The organism is Annamia dubia NIES-4383, assembly GCF_055394725.1.
The window spans coordinates 1,618,455-1,639,090 of sequence record NZ_AP025630.1; the positions used below are offsets into that span (position 1 = coordinate 1,618,455).

General features: G+C 33.3%; 15 protein-coding genes. 6 read left to right on the forward strand and 9 right to left on the reverse strand.

All coding sequences use genetic code 11. The annotated features are described in order from the left end of the window. Positions 1–130: 130 nt before the first annotated feature. The 3 genes from Anndu_RS07295 to purE form a co-directional block, all read right to left on the reverse strand. The gene (locus Anndu_RS07295; RefSeq protein ID WP_464103731.1) at positions 131–2,869 is read right to left on the reverse strand and encodes a bifunctional acetate--CoA ligase family protein/GNAT family N-acetyltransferase; all 2,739 of its coding nucleotides are present in this window, start codon (positions 2,867–2,869) and stop codon (positions 131–133) included. A gap of 418 nt (positions 2,870–3,287) precedes the next feature. Beyond that, positions 3,288–3,725, reverse strand: a complete 438-nt coding sequence (panD, locus tag Anndu_RS07300; protein WP_464103732.1) for an aspartate 1-decarboxylase — start codon at positions 3,723–3,725, stop codon at positions 3,288–3,290. 79 nt (positions 3,726–3,804) lie between these two features. Further along, the gene (gene purE, locus Anndu_RS07305; RefSeq protein ID WP_464103733.1) at positions 3,805–4,329 is read right to left on the reverse strand and encodes a 5-(carboxyamino)imidazole ribonucleotide mutase; all 525 of its coding nucleotides are present in this window, start codon (positions 4,327–4,329) and stop codon (positions 3,805–3,807) included. Positions 4,330–4,407: 78 nt separating this feature from the next. Between purE and nagA the strand changes: the two genes are divergently transcribed. Further along, a complete protein-coding gene (gene nagA / locus Anndu_RS07310; RefSeq protein WP_464103734.1) occupies positions 4,408–5,583 on the forward strand; it encodes an N-acetylglucosamine-6-phosphate deacetylase in 1,176 nt (391 codons plus the stop codon). A gap of 54 nt (positions 5,584–5,637) precedes the next feature. After that, positions 5,638–6,927: a hypothetical protein gene (locus Anndu_RS07315; protein ID WP_464103735.1), complete on the forward strand. Its 1,290-nt coding sequence runs from the start codon at positions 5,638–5,640 to the stop codon at positions 6,925–6,927. A 121-nt stretch (positions 6,928–7,048) separates the two neighbouring features. Here the strand turns inward: Anndu_RS07315 and pntB are convergent, their stop codons facing one another. Together pntB and aroB are read right to left on the reverse strand one after the other, a co-directional pair. Next, positions 7,049–8,476, reverse strand: coding sequence for a Re/Si-specific NAD(P)(+) transhydrogenase subunit beta (pntB, locus tag Anndu_RS07320; protein WP_464103736.1), 1,428 nt, complete (start codon positions 8,474–8,476; stop codon positions 7,049–7,051). A 315-nt stretch (positions 8,477–8,791) separates the two neighbouring features. After that, positions 8,792–9,874, reverse strand: a complete 1,083-nt coding sequence (gene aroB, locus Anndu_RS07325; RefSeq protein ID WP_464103737.1) for a 3-dehydroquinate synthase — start codon at positions 9,872–9,874, stop codon at positions 8,792–8,794. A gap of 74 nt (positions 9,875–9,948) precedes the next feature. Here aroB and petL point away from each other — a divergent pair, with 74 nt between their 5' ends. Continuing rightward, on the forward strand, positions 9,949–10,044 hold the full coding sequence (gene petL / locus Anndu_RS07330; RefSeq protein WP_464103738.1) for a cytochrome b6-f complex subunit PetL: 96 nt from the start codon (positions 9,949–9,951) through the stop codon (positions 10,042–10,044). Between the two features lie 55 nt (positions 10,045–10,099). Here petL and uvrC read toward each other — a convergent pair whose 3' ends face one another. Continuing rightward, positions 10,100–11,986: an excinuclease ABC subunit UvrC gene (gene uvrC / locus Anndu_RS07335; protein WP_464103739.1), complete on the reverse strand. Its 1,887-nt coding sequence runs from the start codon at positions 11,984–11,986 to the stop codon at positions 10,100–10,102. Positions 11,987–12,303: 317 nt separating this feature from the next. On the opposite strand from uvrC, the gene Anndu_RS07340 reads away from it, so the two are divergent. The 3 genes from Anndu_RS07340 to tsaB all read left to right on the forward strand — a co-directional run bounded on the left by Anndu_RS07340 (position 12,304) and on the right by tsaB (position 17,031). Continuing rightward, complete coding sequence (locus tag Anndu_RS07340) at positions 12,304–15,627, forward strand: response regulator (RefSeq protein WP_464103740.1); 3,324 nt, start codon at positions 12,304–12,306, stop codon at positions 15,625–15,627. A 70-nt stretch (positions 15,628–15,697) separates the two neighbouring features. Next, the gene (locus tag Anndu_RS07345; protein ID WP_464103741.1) at positions 15,698–16,288 is read left to right on the forward strand and encodes a hypothetical protein; all 591 of its coding nucleotides are present in this window, start codon (positions 15,698–15,700) and stop codon (positions 16,286–16,288) included. A gap of 98 nt (positions 16,289–16,386) precedes the next feature. Next, positions 16,387–17,031 (forward strand): tRNA (adenosine(37)-N6)-threonylcarbamoyltransferase complex dimerization subunit type 1 TsaB, encoded by a 645-nt coding sequence (gene tsaB, locus Anndu_RS07350; RefSeq protein ID WP_464103742.1) that lies wholly within the window; start codon positions 16,387–16,389, stop codon positions 17,029–17,031. Between the two features lie 66 nt (positions 17,032–17,097). Here the strand turns inward: tsaB and Anndu_RS07355 are convergent, their stop codons facing one another. The 3 genes from Anndu_RS07355 to Anndu_RS07365 all read right to left on the reverse strand — a co-directional run bounded on the left by Anndu_RS07355 (position 17,098) and on the right by Anndu_RS07365 (position 20,620). Further along, positions 17,098–18,465 (reverse strand): proton extrusion protein PcxA, encoded by a 1,368-nt coding sequence (locus tag Anndu_RS07355; protein WP_464103743.1) that lies wholly within the window; start codon positions 18,463–18,465, stop codon positions 17,098–17,100. Between the two features lie 184 nt (positions 18,466–18,649). Further along, on the reverse strand, positions 18,650–20,176 hold the full coding sequence (gene kaiC / locus Anndu_RS07360) for a circadian clock protein KaiC (RefSeq protein WP_464103744.1): 1,527 nt from the start codon (positions 20,174–20,176) through the stop codon (positions 18,650–18,652). A gap of 144 nt (positions 20,177–20,320) precedes the next feature. Next, on the reverse strand, positions 20,321–20,620 hold the full coding sequence (locus tag Anndu_RS07365) for a circadian clock KaiB family protein (RefSeq protein ID WP_464104055.1): 300 nt from the start codon (positions 20,618–20,620) through the stop codon (positions 20,321–20,323). Positions 20,621–20,636 lie beyond the last annotated feature (16 nt).

Sequence of the window (20,636 nt, forward strand, 5' to 3'; positions counted from 1 at the left end):
TATTATCAAATTTTGCATAAGGCTGAAGCCTTATGCTACAAAAACAAAGTCTGCCTATGCAGACTAAAATGAAGCCTGTCTGCACAGGCTTTATTTCTATAGCCTGACCCTTCAGGGTTAAGGTTTTATTCTATAATTGATAATTAACTTTAACGGCTTCGGGAGTGCGTTTTAATTTAAAACCAACCTTTTCACAAACTCGTTGCATGGGTTTATTTTCTAATAGTATTTCTCCCGTTACTTGAGTTAAATTTTCATTTTTGGCCACGATCATTAACTGTTTTAAAAGTTGTGTACCTAAACCTTTCTTTTGATAGCGATCGCTGACCATCATAGCAAATTCCGCCTCATTTAAACCATGTTGTTTACTTAAACGGGCTAAACCTAAAATTTCATGTTTACCCGTGACGGGATCCTGATAGTCAGCCACTAAAGCCATTTCTCGATCGTAGTCAATGAAACAAAGACGGGTTAAACGCTCATGGGCATTTAATTGACTCACTTTTATTAAGTGGAAATAACGAAAATAAACGCTTTCTTCAGATAAAGTTTCGTGAAATGATTTGATGGCCGGTTCATCTTCAGGACGAATTGGCCGAATTGTTACGGCTTTACCATCGGAAAACTCCCAATTAGTAATATACTGGATCGGATAGGAGCGAATAGCAGGTTTAGGTAACTCAGAATCCGGTATAACGGCCGGATAAATTACCACACGGGCATCTAAGGCGATCAGTCTTTCACTGGAAGCGAGGAGGGGATTAATGTCAATCTCTTTAATACGGGGGTTTTCCGTCACTAATTGACTAAATCTCACCATTAACTGTTCTAATTCTTCTAAATTAACGGGTTTTCGACCCCTTACGCCTTTTAAAGCCCGATAGATCTTGGTTTGCTCCATCATTCTTCTGGCCAAAATCGAGTTAAGGGGCGGCAGGGCGATCGATTGATCGTTGAACACTTCCACTAACTGGCCACCCGTACCAAATAGCAACACCGGCCCAAACTGGGAGTCAATACTACTGCCTAAAATCAATTCATAGCCACCATCAAGCCTTAACATCGGTTGCACTGTCACCCCTAAAAAGTGTTGCACCCCCACTTTACTTGTTACAGTGTCTTTAATCTCCTGATAAGCCCATCTGACGGCTTTTTCATCGGTTAAGTTCAATTGTACTCCCCCCACATCGGTTTTATGGGTAATGGTTTCTGACCACAGTTTTAATACCACTGGATAACCGATTTTTTCTGCTAAATTAACCGCTTCATCTTCTGTTTTACCGTTTAAAGTTTGTACAATAGGAATACCATAAGCGGCTAAAATCGCTTTTGACTCTGATTCAGTTAGAATTTCTCGATCGCTCTGTTGCACCTGATCTAAAATTGCTTCAACTTGACGGCGATCGGGGAAACCTTCCACGTCTGGAGGTAAAACGGGAGTTTCATAAATACCACCTAAATTATAACTATATTTCCAGAGCCAATTAAATAAATTGGCCGCCTCATCAGCATAACGATAGGTAGGAATACTCGCTTGATTTAATAAATTTTCACCTTCATTAACTTCATATCCTCCCATCCAACTCGCTAAAATAGTCTTTTTAATTTGGGGGGCAAAATTACTTAATTGTTGAGCAGTGGCGAGGGGGTTGGTCATGGCTTGGGGGGTTAAAATCACTAAACAGCCGTCACTATTGGGATCTTTTGCAATCACATCTAAAGTTTTCCGATAACGCTCCGGATCCGCATCCCCTAAAATATCAATGGGGTTATGGTGACTCCATTGAGGGGGTAAAAACTCATTTAATTTTTGGAGCGTATCCTCTGAAAGCTCGGCTAAATCGCCTCCTGTGGCAATTAAAGCATCAGTGGCTAAAACCCCCGGCCCTCCGGCATTGGTGACAATGGTTAAACGGGATCCCTTTGGTAAAATGGGCTGTTTTCCTAAAACCTCTGCAATATCAAATAGATCGTTAATGCGCTTAACTCTTAAAACTCCACAACGTTTAAAGGCCGCTTCTAAGACTTTATCACTACCCGTTAATGCTCCTGTATGGGAGGCGGCGGCTTTGGCGGCGGCCTCTGTTTCCCCTGCTTTAATAATAATGATCGGTTTACTTAGGGCGACTTCCCTTGCGGCGGAAAGAAAGGAACTGGCATTTCCAATAGACTCCATATAAATCACAATACTTTTCGTATTGGGATCGTCTCCAAGGTAGTAAATTAAATCACCCCAGTCCACGTCAACCATTGAGCCGATCGAGATAAAAGCACTAAAACCTACATTTTCCTGTAAACTCCAATCTAAAATAGAAGTACAAAAAGCTCCGCTTTGACTGATAAATCCTACATTTCCATTTTTAGCTATTTTATTAGCAAAGGTAGCATTTAACCCCGTTTGGGGGTTCATTACTCCTAAACAATTAGGCCCAATTATTCTTAATTTACCTTTCGCAATCTCTTTAATTTGTTTTTCTAACAGTTTGCCCTGTTCGCCAAATTCCTTAAATCCGGCGGAAATAATGATTGCCCCTTTAACGCCGATGTCAACACAATCTTGAATGATGGCCGGCACTAATGGGGCTGGAATGGCAATCACGGCTAGTTCAACCGTTTCGGGGATTTCTTTTATACTACTATAGGCTTTAATGCCTAAAACACTTTTGCGTTTGGGATTGACGGGGAAAACCGTACCGCCAAAAGGGCTACTAATTAAATTCCATAATAAAGTTTGTCCTACGCTTCCTTTTTGATCAGAAGCCCCGATCACGGCTACACTTTTAGGAGAAAAAATCGCTTTGAGGGGATGATATTCTGATCTTAAAATGTCGTGAGTTGAATCGGTTAAAAGTTTTAAAGGTTCTACCATAATTATTACCTATTGATTTTAATTATTAAATTTAATTATTGAAAAATCGGTGGTTTTTTTTGATTTTGTCAGATAATTTTAGTAGATTGATTTATGGTTTATTAAAATTTGGCTAGGGTATTTTTAAGAAAAAATCCTGTTGTTATTTCTTATTATAGTAGATAAATTTAAAAAAGAACTTAAATTGTTGAAGATTTGAACTAATAAATATTTTTTATTAAGAATAGTTGAGATTTATTAATAATAATTAATATATAGCAATCCTAAATAGGTTGTGGCCGATCAATTAAATTATGAGAAAAAGACTGTTAAAGTGTTGTTAAGAATAACAAATAAAGAGTAACGAATAACAAAAGGGTTAACCCTTTTTGCCAATACCAATTTAGGAGTGTTATATTAATTTATTTTTTGTAAAAACTTAATGAATTTGTGATAATTCTGTTACTTGAGAATGGAAGATAATTTGATCATTAGAGGGTTCTAAAACTTGATAAAAAAACTCTTGACAACGGTTTTGTTCATCGGCGATTAAAACTTTAGCTGAATGGCCATGAGTTAATACTTGATCCCGATCTTTTTCTTCATAAGCTACAATTATCACAAGGTCTCCTGGATCGCACAAATGGGCGGCCGCACCATTAAGACAAATAACCCCACTTTTTGCTTCACCAGGTAAAACGTAGGTAGACAAACGATTTCCATTACTTACATTCCAAATATCTACTTCTTCTAAAGGAAAAATTCCCACTTGATCCATCAAATCTTGGTCAATGGTGATACTTCCAACATAATTAATATTAGCATCGGTAACGCGCACTCGATGTAATTTGCCGTGCATTAACTTGATTTTTGACATAAAAAATTTTATTTGTTATTCGTTATTCTTTAGATAATAGCTGATAGTTAATAAATGAATAATCATCAGTGATAAATGACTATTCTAAAGAATAATTTTGATAACCAACATCGTCTAAAATAGTTTGTTTTTCCATGACCATTTCTGTTAAACTTTGACGATATGTTTGGACTTTTTGTAATAATTGGGGATCGTGGGATGCTAATATTTGAATTGCTAATAAACCTGCATTTGTGGCATTGCCAATGGCCACGGTAGCAACGGGGATCCCTTTGGGCATTTGTACAATCGAATAGAGGGAGTCTACCCCTTGAAGATGGCGAGTCGCAACGGGTACACCGATCACGGGTAGAGGAGTTAAGGACGCCACCATGCCGGGTAAATGAGCCGCACCTCCTGCACCTGCTATAATAACTTTAATTCCCCTTTCGTGGGCTGTTTTGGCGTAGTGGAACATTCGATCGGCTGTGCGATGCGCGGAGACGATCGCCACTTCACAGGCAACATCAAAATCCTCACAAATGGTAATGGCTTCTTTCATTGTAGGTAGATCGGAATCACTGCCCATAATAATCCCAACTAAAGGAGAAAAATTGTTTGTCATAAATTATTAATTATTAATTATTTGTTATTTGTTATTGTCAACTGTTCACTGTCAACTGTCAACTGTCAATTATCTATTATGTTAAAGAATTATATAATTACTAATGCTGTTATTGCTAATAAGCAGGGCTTACAATATCTAAAAATTGATCAAAATGGGATCATTTCAGAAATTGAAGCAATGAGTAATTTTCAATCAGAACAAACCTCATTTAATCAAATAGATCTTAACGGAGATATTTTATCATTAGATGGGATAGATTTACAAATTAATGGAGCATTAGGATTAGCTTTTCCCGATTTAGAAGTTAAAGATTTACCTAAATTAAAAGAAATTTGTCAATATTTATGGCAAGAAGGAATAGGAGGATTTTTGCCAACTATTGTTACCACTTCCCTAGATAAAATACAACAATCTTTATCAATTTTAGCTCAATTTATCGCCGATCAAAAATCGGCACAAACAACAGCTAAAATTTTAGGAGTCCATTTAGAAGGGCCTTTTTTAAATGATCAAAAACGGGGCGCTCATCCTGAACAATATTTATTACCTTTAACCTTTCAAAATCTTAAAAAAGTCTTAGGGGATTATGCTAAGATTGTAAAAATTATTACCCTTGCCCCTGAATTAGAAGAAAATGATCAAAATGATCAAATTATCCCCTATTTAAAATCATTAGGGATTACAATTAGTTTAGGTCATTCCTGTGCCACTGCTCAACAAGCTAAAATTGCTTTTAACCAAGGTGCTACAATGGTGACACACGCTTTTAATGCCATGCCTAGTTTACATCATCGAGAGGCGGGATTATTGGGTGAGGCTCTGATTAACTCTGATGTTTTTTGTGGGGTGATCGCCGATGGTCAACATATTTGTCCTACCATGTTAAAAATTCTGATCAGAGCGGGAGAAGGGCAAAAAGGTTTATTTTTAGTGAGTGATGCTTTAGCCCCCATCGGGCTTTGTGAGGGCTTTTATCCTTGGGATCAACGTATCATTGAGATCAAACAAGGCACAGCTAGACTTGAGGGTGGCACTCTGGCCGGAACGACTTTACCCCTCTTAACAGGAGTAGAAAATTTAGTTAAATGGAATATTTGTAGTAAAGAAACTGCTATTGCTTTGGCTACAGACTCCCCTCGCAGGGCGATCGGGCTATCTACCTTAAGTATTGGACAAAAAGCTAATTTTTTACAATGGAGATGGAGGCAAGAAAAAAATCAATTAAAATGGAAAAGATTAGTTAATAAGTAATAAGTAATAACCAATAAGTAGTAACAAATAATCAATAACTAAGAAACAATAATTATGACTAATTCTAATTCTAATAATAATGTAACTAAAATACAAGGAACAGGCACGATTTTACAAGGTTCACACGAACAAGTCAAACAAATTGCCGAAATTAATAAAACAATAGTGGAATTTTTTGCTAATAAAATTACAAAAGATTCACCTTATAAAAATTTAGATGATTTTTATCGGTTATTTATTTTACAAGATGAAACAGTCAGCCCAGAATGTTATCAAGGCTTATATACTTTAAGTATGTTGAGTCAATTTATAGATAAACAACCGGAATATTTTATCATTGTCGAAAAATGTTGTTATGTGTTTTTGAAAGAATGGATTAAGAAAAAAGAATATAAATATATTTTAAGATTAAGACAACTTTTAACCCAAGATTTTTCTGTTAATGATGAAACTAGCTTAGTGGAAGTTACAACTAAAACTTGGCTTAATAATTTTAAATATAGTGACAATTTTAGTAATATAGATTTTTTGATTGGTAAATGTGATTTTCAGAAGAAAAAACATTGGACAGATTATTTTTCAGTTTTTATCTTAATAGAACAATCTCTCAATCCAGATAAAAGTATAGAAGAACGGGAAATCGCCGAAATTTTAGCACAACAAATACAACAAAAATTTAGTTTACAATTAAAAATGTATATGGCTAGAACTCAATGGTCATACACTCCCCATAATACTAAAATGTGGGAAAAACCGACTAAAATTGACGATCATCGTTTATGTTTAATTGAAAAAGTTGTGGTTAAGAAAAAAGGTTTTGGTTATCATAATATTGCTAATATTTTTCTTAAACAAACGGAAGATTTAAAATATTCTGCTTTTAAAGTTAGTTTTTTAAAGTATCTTTTATATTCTTTTGAAACCAGTAAAAATGAAAATATCCAATTACTTTATCAGAAAATTCAAAAACAATTACAACTTGTTTGTGCAGAAGAAAATAACACCGTTGTTACTGATTTATTGATTTTACAAACCTGTAATGAAATTATCTCTTATTTAATAGATCCTCGTAATTCAATTAATCTTAAACATCCCGTTACTGTTTTATTACTAAAAAGTGATTATTTAGTCTTAAGTATTATTCTGTTAAAAATAATTTTAATTTGTCCTGAAAGTTATAATTATTTAATCTGTAGATTAGCTTCTTTTATTCATAATTATCAAAATACTTCGGCTAATGATTGTAAATGGTTAATCGGTTTTTTAGAAACTTTTAAAATAGTTTTAGCTTTTGGTTTAGAGGATAAAATTGAAGTTGTAAAATCTTCTCAAAGTCGGAGCTAAAATTTTTTACTCTTACCCCCTAACCCATCCTCCAAGGCGCAACAGGGAATTATTTAATATTAGAAAAAAGCCCCCCCTCTCCCCATTAGGGGCAGGGGTGAGAGCTTTAGAGCAAATAATTTTAAACTGAAACTAAGACTTTTTCTGCACCTATTTCGAGGTCACTTAAAGCCCTTAATAAATTATCTACATTTTTCTTGGCATCACCAAACAACATTTTATTATTTTCCATGTAGAAAAGTGGGTTATCTACTCCGGCATAGCCTGAAGCTAAAGAACGCTTAAAGACTACTACTTCAGAGGCTTTCCACACTTCTAACACGGGCATTCCGGCGATCGGGCTTTCGGGATCCGTTAGGGCGCTAGGGTTAACGGTGTCATTCGCCCCGATCACTAACACTACATCGGTTGCGGGGAAATCTTCATTAATTTCGTCCATTTCTAACACGATGTCATAAGGCACGTTAGCTTCTGCTAATAATACGTTCATGTGGCCGGGCATTCTTCCGGCTACGGGATGGATGCCAAAACGCACATTAACGCCTCGTTTGCGTAAAATTTTGGTAATTTCGGAAACCGGATGTTGAGCTTGTGCGGCCGCCATCCCATACCCAGGTACAATAATCACATTTTTCGCATCTCTTAATATTTGAGCGGTTTCTTCGGCGGTGGTGGGAGTGGCTTCTCCTGCGGGGGCTTGGCTTTTACCTGCGCTTGTGCTTGTTCCTTCCCCAAAACCTCCTAAAATTACGCTAAAAAAGGAGCGATTCATCGCTTTACACATGATATAACTCAGAATTGCTCCACTACTGCCTACTAATGCCCCCGTAATAATTAACAAATCATTGGAAAGCATAAAGCCGGCCGCCGCCGCCGCCCAACCGGAATAGCTATTGAGCATAGAGATAACAACGGGCATATCCGCACCACCGATGGCCGCTACGAGGTGAACCCCTAACACACAGGCGATCGCCGTCATGATCGAAAGGGGAGTTAAACCATTTTCATTGGTCATAAACTGCACACCTAACCAAATACAAGCCCCTAACATGGCGATATTTAGAAGGTGACGGGCGGGTAACATTAAGGGTTTACTGCTAATAATAGCCCTTAATTTACCAAAAGCAATGATTGATCCGGTAAATGTAACAGCCCCGATGAAAATACCCACATAAATTTCAATTTCGTGGATGGTTTTTTCCGCACCCACAAGGGAGAGATCGGGGTTTAAATAGTTAGCAAAACCCACTAAAACCGCCGCTAAACCAACGAAACTATGCAAGATCGCCACTAACTCAGGCATAGAAGTCATAGCGACTCTAGCGGCCAAAATAGCCCCCACGATCGCCCCTGGGATAATGACAGAAATTAATAAACCATATCCGGTAACTTGGGAACTTAAAGCCGTAGCAATAAAGGCAATAATCATCCCTAAAATTCCGTAAATATTACCTTTTTTGGCTGATTCTTGATTAGATAATCCGCCTAAACTGAGGATAAATAAAACACTTGCCCCAATATAGGCAACTGTTAAGAGATTGTTTGACATGATGATAATTTAAGTTAATTTCTCACTTGAGTAATTTGATTGTAACTAAGTGTTTAATTTAGCGTTGCACCGATCGAGATCTGATTTTAAAAAATTGTTTTGCGACTTTGGGAGATTTAATCAAATCCAAGTGATGCAACGCTTTTAATTTTATAGCAAATATAAAGATTAGAGGTTAAATTTTTAGGGTTAATTTTGATTAGTTATGTTAAATTTTTCAAATAAATAAAAATATTAATTATTAAATATTAAAAAGTTAGGGGCTTTTTAACGCCCCAACTTTTGAGCAAATAAAATTAATAATGTTTGATTTAATTATGATAAAATCTTCATTAAAATATCCCTTGAAACTTGATCAGTAATAACAACTTCTCCTATTTTTGTTGGTAAAATAAAGCGGACTTTTCCATCTTTTACCTTTTTATCATGACTAAGTAAATTAATGATTTCATCTGATTTTAAATTATTAGGAAGATCAATGGGTAAATCAGCTTTTTTGATTAAATTTTCTTGTCTTTGGGCTTCTTCTTTTGTCCACATTTTTAATTCTAAAGCAATTTTTCCGGCCGCTACCATGCCCATTGCTACGCCTTCTCCATGGACAATTAAATCATAATTGGTTAAACTTTCGATCGCATGGCCAATGGTATGACCATAATTTAAAATTGCCCTTAAATTTGATTCTTTTTCATCTTGACTAACTACATCGGCTTTCGCTTGACAAGAACGAATAATAATATTTTCTAATAAATCATGATTAATATTAGTAAAACTATCTATTTTTTCCGCATTTTCTAACTCTAAAAATAAATTTTCATCCCAAATAATTCCATATTTGATCACCTCGGCCATCCCCGCTTTAAATTCCCTTTCAGGTAAAGTTTTTAACACTAAAGGATCAATTAAAACTAATTTTGGTTGATAAAATGCACCGATTAAATTTTTGCCTTGGGGATGGTTAACTCCCGTTTTACCGCCGATCGAAGCGTCTACCATTGCTAATAAGGTGGTGGGAACTTGCACAAAATTAATGCCTCTAAGCCATGTTGCCGCTCCAAAGCCCGTCATATCACCGATCACACCTCCCCCTAAGGCCACAAGGGTGGAATTTCTCTCTAAACGATATTCTAAGGTAATATCATAAAGTTTACTAATAGACTCTAAATTTTTAAATTGTTCTCCGGCCGGTATTAAATGACTGAACACCTCAAAACCTGCACTTTGTAAGGATTTAATCGCCGTCTCTCCGTAAAAGTTAAAAATCTCAGGGTTAGAAACCACTAAAACTTTTTTACCTAGTTTTAATTGGTTCATTTGTTCTCCCAATTGAGGTAAAATACCGGAGGCGATCGCAATGTGATAGGAATTTTGAGGTAAATTAACGGGAATTTTGTGCATAAAATTAATTATTTTGGAATCAGTTAATAGTAGAATAATAAAAGTTAATTAAATCATAAAGGAGTAAAATTTCAATGGCTGGAGTTATATCTTTTTCCGGTATCATGATCGGTTACACCGTTTTAGCATTAGGTTTATTTTTTGCTTTTCGTGCAATTAAATTAATCTAATTTTAACATAAATTTTTAAACTTCGGAGGTTTTTAAAAACTTCTGAAGTTTAAAATTAATGAAAATAATTATAAATTTCCTGTGCTAAATTTTGGCCAATTCCTGATACTTCCATTAATTGTTTAATGGTAGCTTCCCTAATATAATCTATGGAATGAAAATGTGCTAATAATTTTTTTTGTCTAGCAAAACCTAAGCCCTGAATATCATCTAAATTTGAAATTTTACTATTTTTTGTTCTTTGTTGACGATGAAAAGTAACGGCAAAACGGTGGGCTTCATCTCTTAATCTTCTTAACAGTTGTACTCCGGGCTGATCGGGATCGGTTTTTAAAGGAAAAGATTGATCAGGTAAAAATATTTCTTCTCTTTTTTTGGCTAAACTAACAACTGTTAAATGGGGTAAAATTGCCATTTCTTCTAATACTTTAACCACTGCGGAAAGTTGACCTTTCCCCCCATCTATCATTAATAAATCTGGGAAATTACTATTATTTTTTAATTCTTCTTTCGTCAAATTTAAAAAAGTTTTAAAACGTCTTTCAATCACTTCAGCTAAAGATGCAAAATCATCGGAATGTCCGATCATAATTTCAGGATTTTTAATCTTATAATGGCGATAATATTGTTTAGCAGGAATACCATCTATAAACACAACTTGAGAGGCGACTGCATTTGAGCCTTGTAAATGGGAAATATCATAACCTTCGATCCGTTTGGGTATAAAAGATAGATTTAAAATTTTGGCTAAGTCTTCTAAAGCTAAATTATTTTGATCCCTAAATTTTTGGGTTTTAATTAATTCATATTGGGCATTTTTGGCCACCATTTCGATTAATTGGGCTTTGGTTTGTTTTTGGGGTGTTAAAATCTCTACTTTTTGACCTTTTTTTTCGCTTAACCATTGACTTAAAATTTGGGGATAGGGTAAATTATATTGGACTAAAATTTCTTTAGGTATTTCGTTAATTTCTTGATAACTATAATGTTCTTCTAAGACTTTTTGTAAAATTGTTCCTAAATGATTGGTTAAAGGAGATTCAAAATTACTCATATCTACGAAAAAACCGAGTCTATTAACTAAATTTCCTCCTCTGATTTGAAATAGTTGAATTGAACTATGATATTGATCAAATGCTAAGGCAATCACATCTCTGGATGTTGTATCTTCTACAAAAGAGACTTTTTGATTAATATTTAAAGCTGTGATTGATTTAATTTGATCTCTTATTTTACTGGCTAATTCAAATTTTAAATTTTCTGATGCTGTTACCATTTGTTGAGTTAATAAATCTATTAATTCTTTAGTTTTCCCTTGGAAAATCATAGCTACTTTTTCTACAATTTTACGGTAATCTTCAGGGGTAATTAATTGTTGACAAACAGCCGGACATCGGCCTAAATCATAATTTAAACAGGGGCGATCTTTAAAGAGGGGTTTTTGACGTTGTCTTAAGGGGAAAATTTGTCTAATTGTTTCCAATATTTTTCGTAATAAATTACTATCTACATAGGGGCCATAATAGCGATCTTTTTGATTAGTTATTTTTCTTTTTCTCGTCATAAAAATTCGAGGATATTCCTCTGACCATGTAATACAAATATAGGGATATTTCTTATCATCTTTGAGTAAAATATTAAAATAGGGATGATGTTTTTTGATTAAAGTCGCCTCTAATACCAAAGCTTCCGCCTCCGTATCGGTGATCATCACTTCGATCTCGGAGATCTGTTTTACCATCATGGCAATACGGGGAGTATGATGGCTAGACTGCCTAAAATACGACTGTACACGGCTTCTAAGCTTTTTTGACTTGCCAATATAAAGGATGCGATCGCTGTGATCTTTCATCAAATAAACACCAGCCGTTAAAGGTATTTGATGGAGTTTAGTTTCTAATATTTTTGGTGTTAAAATTAAAGGAAAATTATTTATAATCATTTAATCAAAAAAATTAAAGAAAAAATTAATAATTGCTTGAAACTCTTGATCAGAGTTAGTTTTAATCTGATTTAAAAAGTATTTTACTTTATTCCATAATCTGATGAAACAAAATGTAACAAATTAACAGAACATAGTTCAGTATAATATTACTCATAAAAAGAATAATTACAATTAATAATTTAGCTGATTTTTGTTACTCTATCAAGATCAACTAAATAAAAATAAGACTAAAATAATTAACTAAAAAATTATTACTAATCGAAAGATTAACAACAAAAATTTAATAAGAAATACCTAATCAAAAATACCTAATTATGATGTCACAATCACCTATTTCACAAAATTCATCTTCATTATTTTCCATTGAAAATGATGCTTGTTGGCAATGTTTAATCAGCCAAAATATTTTAGGGATTGCTCAAGTTAGTTTAAAAGGAAAATGGCTCAGTGGAAATAAGAAAATTTGTGACATTTTAGGTTATTCTTGGGAAGAATTAAGACAAATGAAGGTAGAATATATTACTTATCCCGATGACTTTTATCCACCAATTGAGCAATTAAATAAATTAAAAGATACTGAAGAATTTAATTTTTCTTTTGAAAAAAGATATATTCGCAAAGATCGTACTATTATTTGGATCAAGCAAACAGTTTCAGCAATCAAAAATGCTCATGGTACAATTAAGGCCTATTTATTAATTTTAGAAGATATTACGGAGCAAAAAATATTTGAATATAATTTAATCGAAAGTCGGGAAAAATTTGATCAAGTTTTAGATTCGGTTAAGCAATTATTGGCTAAATATCAACAGGCCAAAGATGAATTAATTGACAGAGCAAATTATGCTAAATTAGGGGGTGATATTGGTTTTGCTTTAACTCAAAGTAAGACTTTAGAAGAACTCTTAAATTGTTGTAGTGAGGCGATTACCCTACATTTAAACATTAATGCTGTTTATATTTGGATTGTTAATTATCAAGACAATTTACCCCAACTAATTTTAAAAAGTGTTAGTTATAAAAATCCAGATAATCAACAGAAACTTAAAGATATTTTAGATTATTTTAATATTCATTCTATTTTAGAAACTGGCCGCCCTTGTTTAATTGAAAATCTGTTATATTTACCTAAAAATGATCAATTTTCCAAGCGTGATAATTTAATTTCTTTTATTGGTTATCCGTTAAAAATTGAGGAAAAAATTGTCGGTGTCATTGGTTTTTTAGCTAATCATTCTTTTAGTCAAAATACTTTAGATGCTATTAGTGGCATTACCGATCAAATTGCTATTGGTATTCAACATAAACAAAACGAGGTTATTTTACAACAAGAAAGACAACATTTACAACAAATTGTTACCTATGCACCCGTAGCGATCGCCATGTTTGATCGGCAGATGAATTATTTAGCTTACTCTCAACAATGGCTGATTGATTATGACTTAGAAAATCAAGATTTACGGGGTAAAAATTATTATGAAATCATGCCAGATTTACCGCAACATTGGCAAGAAATTCATCAAAAAGTTTTACAAGGAAATATTGAAGCTAATAATGAAAATATTTGGCCTAGAGCTAATGGGAAAAACTTATTTTTAAGATGGGCAATGCACCCTTGGTATCATCTGGATCATAGTGTTGGTGGGATTATTATGGCTAGTCAAGTAATTAATGAATTGGTAGAAGCGAGGGAAAAAGCTTTAGAATTAGTAAGGGTAAAATCGCGCTTTTTTACTACCATGAGTCATGATATTCGTACTCCCATGAATGGGGTTTTAGGCATGACTGATTTATTATTAAAAACTCCTTTAAATCGAGAACAAAACGATTTTGTTGAAACATTAAAAACCAGCGGTCAAAATTTATTATCTATTATTAATGATCTCTTAGATTTTTCTAAATTAGAAGCAGGAGAAATGTCTTTAAATATTCAAGTATTTGATCTACAAGAAACCTTAGAAAATGTCATTGAAATGTTATCTTCCCAGTCTAATTGTAAAGGGATTGAATTATTATTATTAATTGCTCCAAATGTGCCTTTATTTTTACAGGGCGATCGCAATCGTTTACAACAAATTTTAATTAATTTAACGGGTAATGCCCTCAAATTTACCGAGCGGGGAGCCGTCACAATTCAAGTTAGTTTAGTCAAGGAAAAAGATACGGAAGTTACCTTAAAATTTATGGTTAAAGATACGGGAATTGGGATCGCTTTAGAAGATCAAAATAAACTGTTTCTTTCCTTTTCTCAAGTAGGAGAAGCACAACGAGGAAAATATGGAGGCACAGGGCTAGGGTTATCAATTTGTAAGCAATTAACCGATTTAATGCAAGGAGAAATAGGTGTAGAAAGTGAAATAGATCAAGGCTCAAATTTTTGGTTTATTTTACCATTTAAAAAACAACTTAATCCTGAAGTTTTATCATTATCAGAAATCTCCCCTTTGAATGGATCAAAATTGCTTTTAATTGATCATTCTTTGAGTTATCAAATGATTTATAGTTATGCGGAAAATTGGCAAATGGAATGGTATCAAGCCCCCACTTTAGCTACAGCTATTCAAAGCATTCATCAAGAAGTTAATACCAAACACCCCTATGATATTGCTTTAGTTGACTTACAAAGTACCAAAATTGATCCACGACAATTAAATAAAATTATTACCATGGATCCCCTATTACAAAAAATTCATTGGCTTTTTTTGATTTCAAATAATCAAATTCAAGAGCTTCAACCCCTTTTAAATCAAGAAATTGACGGTTATCTTCTTAAACCTTTAAGAGTATCACATTTATTTGATACTTTTATGAATTTGCTTTCTAATAATAATAGTAATCTTAAGCATTCAGAGATTAAAATAGATCAATCTTTACGTCATAATTATCATATTTTATTAGTAGAAGATACCCCAACCAATCAAAAAGTTATTACTTATCAATTACAATTATTAGGCTATCAAGTTAAATGCGTAAATAATGGGCAAGAAGCTTTAAATGAGTTAGCACAAACATCTTATGATTTAGTATTAATGGATTGTTTAATGCCTATTTTAAATGGTTATGAAACAACAATTAAAGTCAGACAAGAAGAAGGAAAATCTCGCCATACAATTATTATTGCTATGACAGCCCACGCTTTTGATCAGGATCGCCAAAAGTGCCTTGAAGTGGGCATGGATGACTATATTAGTAAACCCGTTACCATTGAAACTTTAGAGGCAATTTTAAGTCGTTGGCTACCACAAAAAACTGATTTTACTTTAAAAATAAAAGAAGATCAACCTCAAATATTTTTGGAAAATAATGAATTAATTGATTTTCAAAGACTCAATGAATTAACCAGAGATGATATTGAATTTCAAAAACAAGTAATATCAACTTTTGTAGAAGACGCATTTGAATATATCAACCAAATTGAATATTATATTAATCAAAAAATGCCCCGTAAAGTTGCCCATTATGCCCATCAACTCAAAGGTGCATCCTCTATGACAGGGATCTATCATCTTCCTCAAATGGCAAAAAATTTGGAAATTATAGCCAATGAAAAATCAGAAAATTTACCTCAATATCTCTTTTTAATTCCCCAAATGCAAACAATTTTAGAAAAACTTAAAACTTTGTTAGAGCAAATTTAATTATTATTAGAAAAAAGATCTCTTTTGTGATAATTTTTAATTGGTGAATCAAAATATCTAATCAAAAAATATGAATAATCCTTTAACTATTTTACAACAAGCTTTAACTAAGCATAAACCAAATCCCGATCAAATTAATCAAGCTTTATTAGAATTAGAAAAAAGCTCTAAAAAAAGTAAACAAAATTATCAATTTGAATCATTATTAGGCACATGGCAACTTTGTTTTATTACGGGGACAAAAAAGGCGAAACAAAGAGCCGGAATTGTCTTAGGAAAAGGTTTTTATTTACCAAATTTAGTTAAAATTAATTTAACCTATTCTAATGATGAAAAGTCATCTAATTCACAAGAATATAAATCAGCAATTATGAATAATGTTGTTCAAATTGGTTTAATGAGTTTATCGGTTTGTGGCTGTGCTAAATTTTATCCAGAAAAAAATATTTTAGCTTTTGATTTTACGAGAATTTCTGTTAATTTGTTAGGTAAAACAATTTATCAAGGTGAAATAAGAGGCGGAAAAATTCAAGAAGAAAAATTTGCTCAACAACCCCTCAAAAAATTGCCTTTTTTCCATTATTTTTATCTGGGGGAAAATTTAATTTGTGCTAGGGGTAAAGGTGGGGGTTTAGCGATGTGGAAATTAATCAGTAAATAGCCTATTTTTGTAAAGATCAATCCCTATTTAACCTTACAAAAATTTAGTTTAGGGCAGGTTAATTTACTTTAAATTGTTATCTCAAATATTTCTAATTTATGCAAAAATTATTATCTAATCAATACGGACTTGCTTTACATACAAATACCCCCCAATTAGGGTTAACTATTAATAATTTTCAGGGTGATTCTCGCTCTCAAATTTTCAATTTAGGTCGTGATTTAGCGACTCATTTACATCAATATTTAATAGATTTTATCAAACCACAAACATGGTCAAATCTTGCTTTTTTGGCCGTGGCAAAAGGGCCGGGAGGCTTTACGGGGACAAGAATTGGTTTAGTAACTGCTAAAACAATGGCTCAACAATTAAATATTCCTATTTATTCTATTTCTAATTTAGCGGCGATCGCCCATCAATATTATCTTGAAACTAATAATTTTAATAGTTTAATTGCTGTGGAAATGAAAGCAGTAAGGGGACAAATTTTTGGAGGAATTTATCAAAGTGATCCCGATTATTTAGGGGTCAAAAATTATCTAGGGGATCAAACTTATGATCCCGAAGTTTGGAGAAATATTTTAAATAATCTTGAACAAAAATATCAATTAATTTTTACTAGGGAAAATCAGGCCGAAACTAATGTTAATTTGTTAGAATTAGCCCATTTAAAATGGCAAAATAATCTAATAGAATTATGGGAAGAAAGTCAGCCTTTTTATGGTCAAAATCCCGTTAATTAAAAAGTATTTAACCCTACTTTTAAACCCTTTTTCTTATTAGGGCAAAGGGTTTTTTTTGATACAATTTTATTCATTCATATTGCGATAAGTAGCAACAGCAGAGGGAGAAATGCGGTTTAAATAACGGAAAATCCAATATTTTAAAACAGTATCTAAAATAACAGGAAATGTAGCAATAAATAGAAAATTAAATTGACGACTTTCTGCTATTCCTAAATGACTAGCCAAGCCTTCTAACACCACTTCCCAACCATGAGGTGAATGATAACCGACAAAAATATCGGTGAATAAAATAATTAAAAAAGCTTTAGCAGAATCACTTAAACCATAAACTATTTCATCAATAAATGCTTTTAAAACCACAATTTCCCGTTTACTTTTTAATAGGATTAGAATAAAACTAAATAGAGATATTAAATCACTAAAAACATTAGCTAAAGCATTAATACTTTTTTCTTTATATTCTTCCACTATACTTTTAGCTTTTTCTTTAATTTTTTCTTCTTTACTTGTAGTTTCTTCTTTTAAATTTTCCGTTTTTTCTACATTTTTATCTGAGGTAAAATCAATATATTTTTTTAATTCTAATTTTTCTTGATAAATTTTTAATTCATTTAAAGCTTCTTCTTCTAAATCCCGATTAATAAAAAATTCGGCTTGATTATCTTTGAGAAAAAACTGTTCAATCATGTGGGTTTGTAAGATACTAATTTTCGCAAATTGATGTATTAATAAAGGTACAATTACTAATATTAATAAAAAGCGAATTGAAATCGCAGTTTTATCTCTTGATTTGCGATAACGATTGACTACTGCTTCCTCTGCTTCGGGAGATTGGGGATCAATTTCTTGTCTAATTCGGCTAAAAGTTCTTAAAATTGAACGGGGTAAAACACCTGTTTTATCAGTAATAGTTTCCAAAGTTTCTTCTTTATTTTTAAAAGAAGATTGATCATCTAATAAATCAGAAATATCATCAAGATTTGAGGTAAATTTATTATTTTGCTGTAAATTTTTCTCGTTAGAGGCTAAAGGTACTAAGGCAACGGATCTATTTTTATTAAATAAACTCTGTTCATATTTATTAATAATATTATCAATAAAATTTAATTTATCAATAATTAAAGCTTCATCAGGTTGGTAAAGACTATTATTTTGTTCAACATTTTGGGCAAATTTAACAACGGAGCGACTGCTTTCAAATTCAATTAATCTGGCTTTAATTTTTTGAATATAACTATTAACTTCTTTTTCAAAATAACTAACAACACTTTCACTATTTTCTGAGAATTTCGCTGAAACTTTTTGACCTTGAAAATGCTCATCCTCGATCGCTTTAATCATTAAAGCGGTGCGATAAGCCTCATCTAACGCCCTTTCTGGAGTATTAAAAAACCATTTTCTTGTGGTTTTAAGTAATGATTGTAAGTTCATTAGTTATTCGTTATTAGTTATTGGTTATTTTTTATTAGTGATTAGTTATTGGTTATTTATATATAAGTGGAACAGGCATCTTGCCTGTTAAAAGTTTGTAACAGGCAAGATGCCTGTTCCACTGTTTTCTACTTATTACTTAATACTTATTAAAATTATCAATTATTAATTATCAATTAAATAACTACATTTCTTGGTCAAATAAACCACTTAAACGCTCAACTTCATTTTGAGCATTATACATCGGATTTCCGGCTAAAATACCCGTTACATTGCGGAAAGGTTTACCGATGTGCATACCTTGACCATCAATGGAAAATTCCCGAATGTCTTTATCGTGCATTGATCCACGCATTTTTAAGACTGTAATACCCCTGCGCATTTCTCCGTACATTTCAACATATCTTAACAAAATAATTGAATCTGTAATAGTTGAAATATGCGCTTCCGTAATAGAAGATCCACCCAATAAAGTGGGAGTAGTGGAGGTAAATAAACCGCCTATTTCCTGTTGTTTAATAAAGGAAGTTAAACCAATAATAAATTCCCTAAAACCTTTTAAAGTTGATACCCTTTCTAATGCTGAAAGACTATCTACGGCTACCCTATTGGGTTTAAATTCTTCAATCATTTCTTTCATATTAATTAGATGATTTTCTAAGCCCGTAGTTTCAGGGTAACGGCAAACAACTTTTAATTTACCTTCTTTTTCCATCTGTTTAAAGTCCACACCCCAACCGATCGCATTTCTAAATAATTGTTCCCTACTTTCTTCAAACGCAAAAATTAAACATCTTTCACCATTGGCCACCCCTCCAGCCATAAATTCAGTCACCATCAGGGTTTTACCCGTACCCGTTGCCCCAGAAACCAGAATGATCGAGTCACGGAAAAAGCCACCGCCACACATTCGATCGAGTTCATTACTACCAGACGTAATACGGATATTCGATGATTTTTGTTCCAGTTCGATCGCCGATAAAGGAATAATGACAATACCTTTTTTGGGAATAATGGTAAAAGGATATTCCCCTTTTTGATGGTCTGTCCCTCTATATTTTAAAATTTCAATAGTACGGCGGCGTTTTTCATCATTGAGAACATTGCGTAAAATTACCACATTATCCGCCACAAATTCTTCCACACCGTAACGGCTGATCTCTCCATATTCCTCCGTGCGTTCCGCCGTCATGATGGCCGTAACTTCCATTTCCCGCAACGCCGAAGCCAAACGAAACAGATCGCTTCTAACTTGGGCGCTATCTTCCAAATGACTAAAAATTGCCCCTAAAGAGTCCATCGAGACCCTTTTGGCATTATATTTACGGATAGCAAACTCAATTCTAGCTAATAAAGCCCCCAGATCATATTCACCGCTTACCATCGGCTGATCCCCCGGTTGAGGTGAAGCGTCAACAAAAGCCCATTTTCTTTCTTCTTCCCATTTTTTAATATTCCAACCAAAACCGCCCATATTACGGCGGATCGCTTTAGGGGGTTCTTCAAAGGTTACAAATACGCCATTTTCCCCCCTTTTGATCCCCTCAGCCAAAAATTGACAAGCGAAAACGGTTTTTGAACTTCCGGCCGTACCTGCCACAAGGGTAGCCCTACCCTTTGGTAAACCTCCTTCGGAGAGAAAATCAAAACCGGGGATCCATGTTTCTAGTTTTTCAATAAATTCAAATTCGTAATCTGGAGATTGAGTCATTAGTTTAAAATTTACAATTTAAAATTCAAAAATAATCATTTAATTTATCTCACACAAGCAAGATGATCATTCTAGCTTTATTGTGTCTGTTTTAAGAATATTAATATGTTAATTGTCAATTATGCCTGATCAATTGTCAATTAGCTAAGATTCATTCGTTTTTTTTGGTTCTTTAAGAATCATATCTAAACCTAATAATACTTTATCTTTATTAGATAGATCACCAATTAATCTTTGTAAAGGGGGAGGCAGTTGTTTAATTAAAGTGGGAGTAACAAGGATTTTTTCCGCTTCAGCAATATGGGGCTGTTCTAAAACATCAATAATTTCAACTTTATATTGATCCGAGAGTTCTTCTCGACAAATGCGAAAAAGATTAGCGATCGCCCTTTGAGAACGAATAGAATTACCTGTAATATAAAGTCTTAAAAGATATTTTGTCATAGATAAAGAATCAAAA

Coding starts and splice junctions, on each gene's coding strand:
- petL (WP_464103738.1), top strand. CDS start 9,949: ATGGCTGGAGTTATATCTTTTTCCGGTATCATGATCGGTTACACCGTT.
- Anndu_RS07295 (WP_464103731.1), bottom strand. CDS start 2,869: ATGGTAGAACCTTTAAAACTTTTAACCGATTCAACTCACGACATTTTA.
- nagA (WP_464103734.1), top strand. CDS start 4,408: ATGTTAAAGAATTATATAATTACTAATGCTGTTATTGCTAATAAGCAG.
- Anndu_RS07315 (WP_464103735.1), top strand. CDS start 5,638: ATGACTAATTCTAATTCTAATAATAATGTAACTAAAATACAAGGAACA.
- Anndu_RS07365 (WP_464104055.1), bottom strand. CDS start 20,620: ATGACAAAATATCTTTTAAGACTTTATATTACAGGTAATTCTATTCGT.
- tsaB (WP_464103742.1), top strand. CDS start 16,387: ATGCAAAAATTATTATCTAATCAATACGGACTTGCTTTACATACAAAT.
- purE (WP_464103733.1), bottom strand. CDS start 4,329: ATGACAAACAATTTTTCTCCTTTAGTTGGGATTATTATGGGCAGTGAT.
- Anndu_RS07345 (WP_464103741.1), top strand. CDS start 15,698: ATGAATAATCCTTTAACTATTTTACAACAAGCTTTAACTAAGCATAAA.
- Anndu_RS07340 (WP_464103740.1), top strand. CDS start 12,304: ATGATGTCACAATCACCTATTTCACAAAATTCATCTTCATTATTTTCC.
- kaiC (WP_464103744.1), bottom strand. CDS start 20,176: ATGACTCAATCTCCAGATTACGAATTTGAATTTATTGAAAAACTAGAA.
- panD (WP_464103732.1), bottom strand. CDS start 3,725: ATGTCAAAAATCAAGTTAATGCACGGCAAATTACATCGAGTGCGCGTT.
- pntB (WP_464103736.1), bottom strand. CDS start 8,476: ATGTCAAACAATCTCTTAACAGTTGCCTATATTGGGGCAAGTGTTTTA.
- aroB (WP_464103737.1), bottom strand. CDS start 9,874: ATGCACAAAATTCCCGTTAATTTACCTCAAAATTCCTATCACATTGCG.
- uvrC (WP_464103739.1), bottom strand. CDS start 11,986: ATGATTATAAATAATTTTCCTTTAATTTTAACACCAAAAATATTAGAA.
- Anndu_RS07355 (WP_464103743.1), bottom strand. CDS start 18,465: ATGAACTTACAATCATTACTTAAAACCACAAGAAAATGGTTTTTTAAT.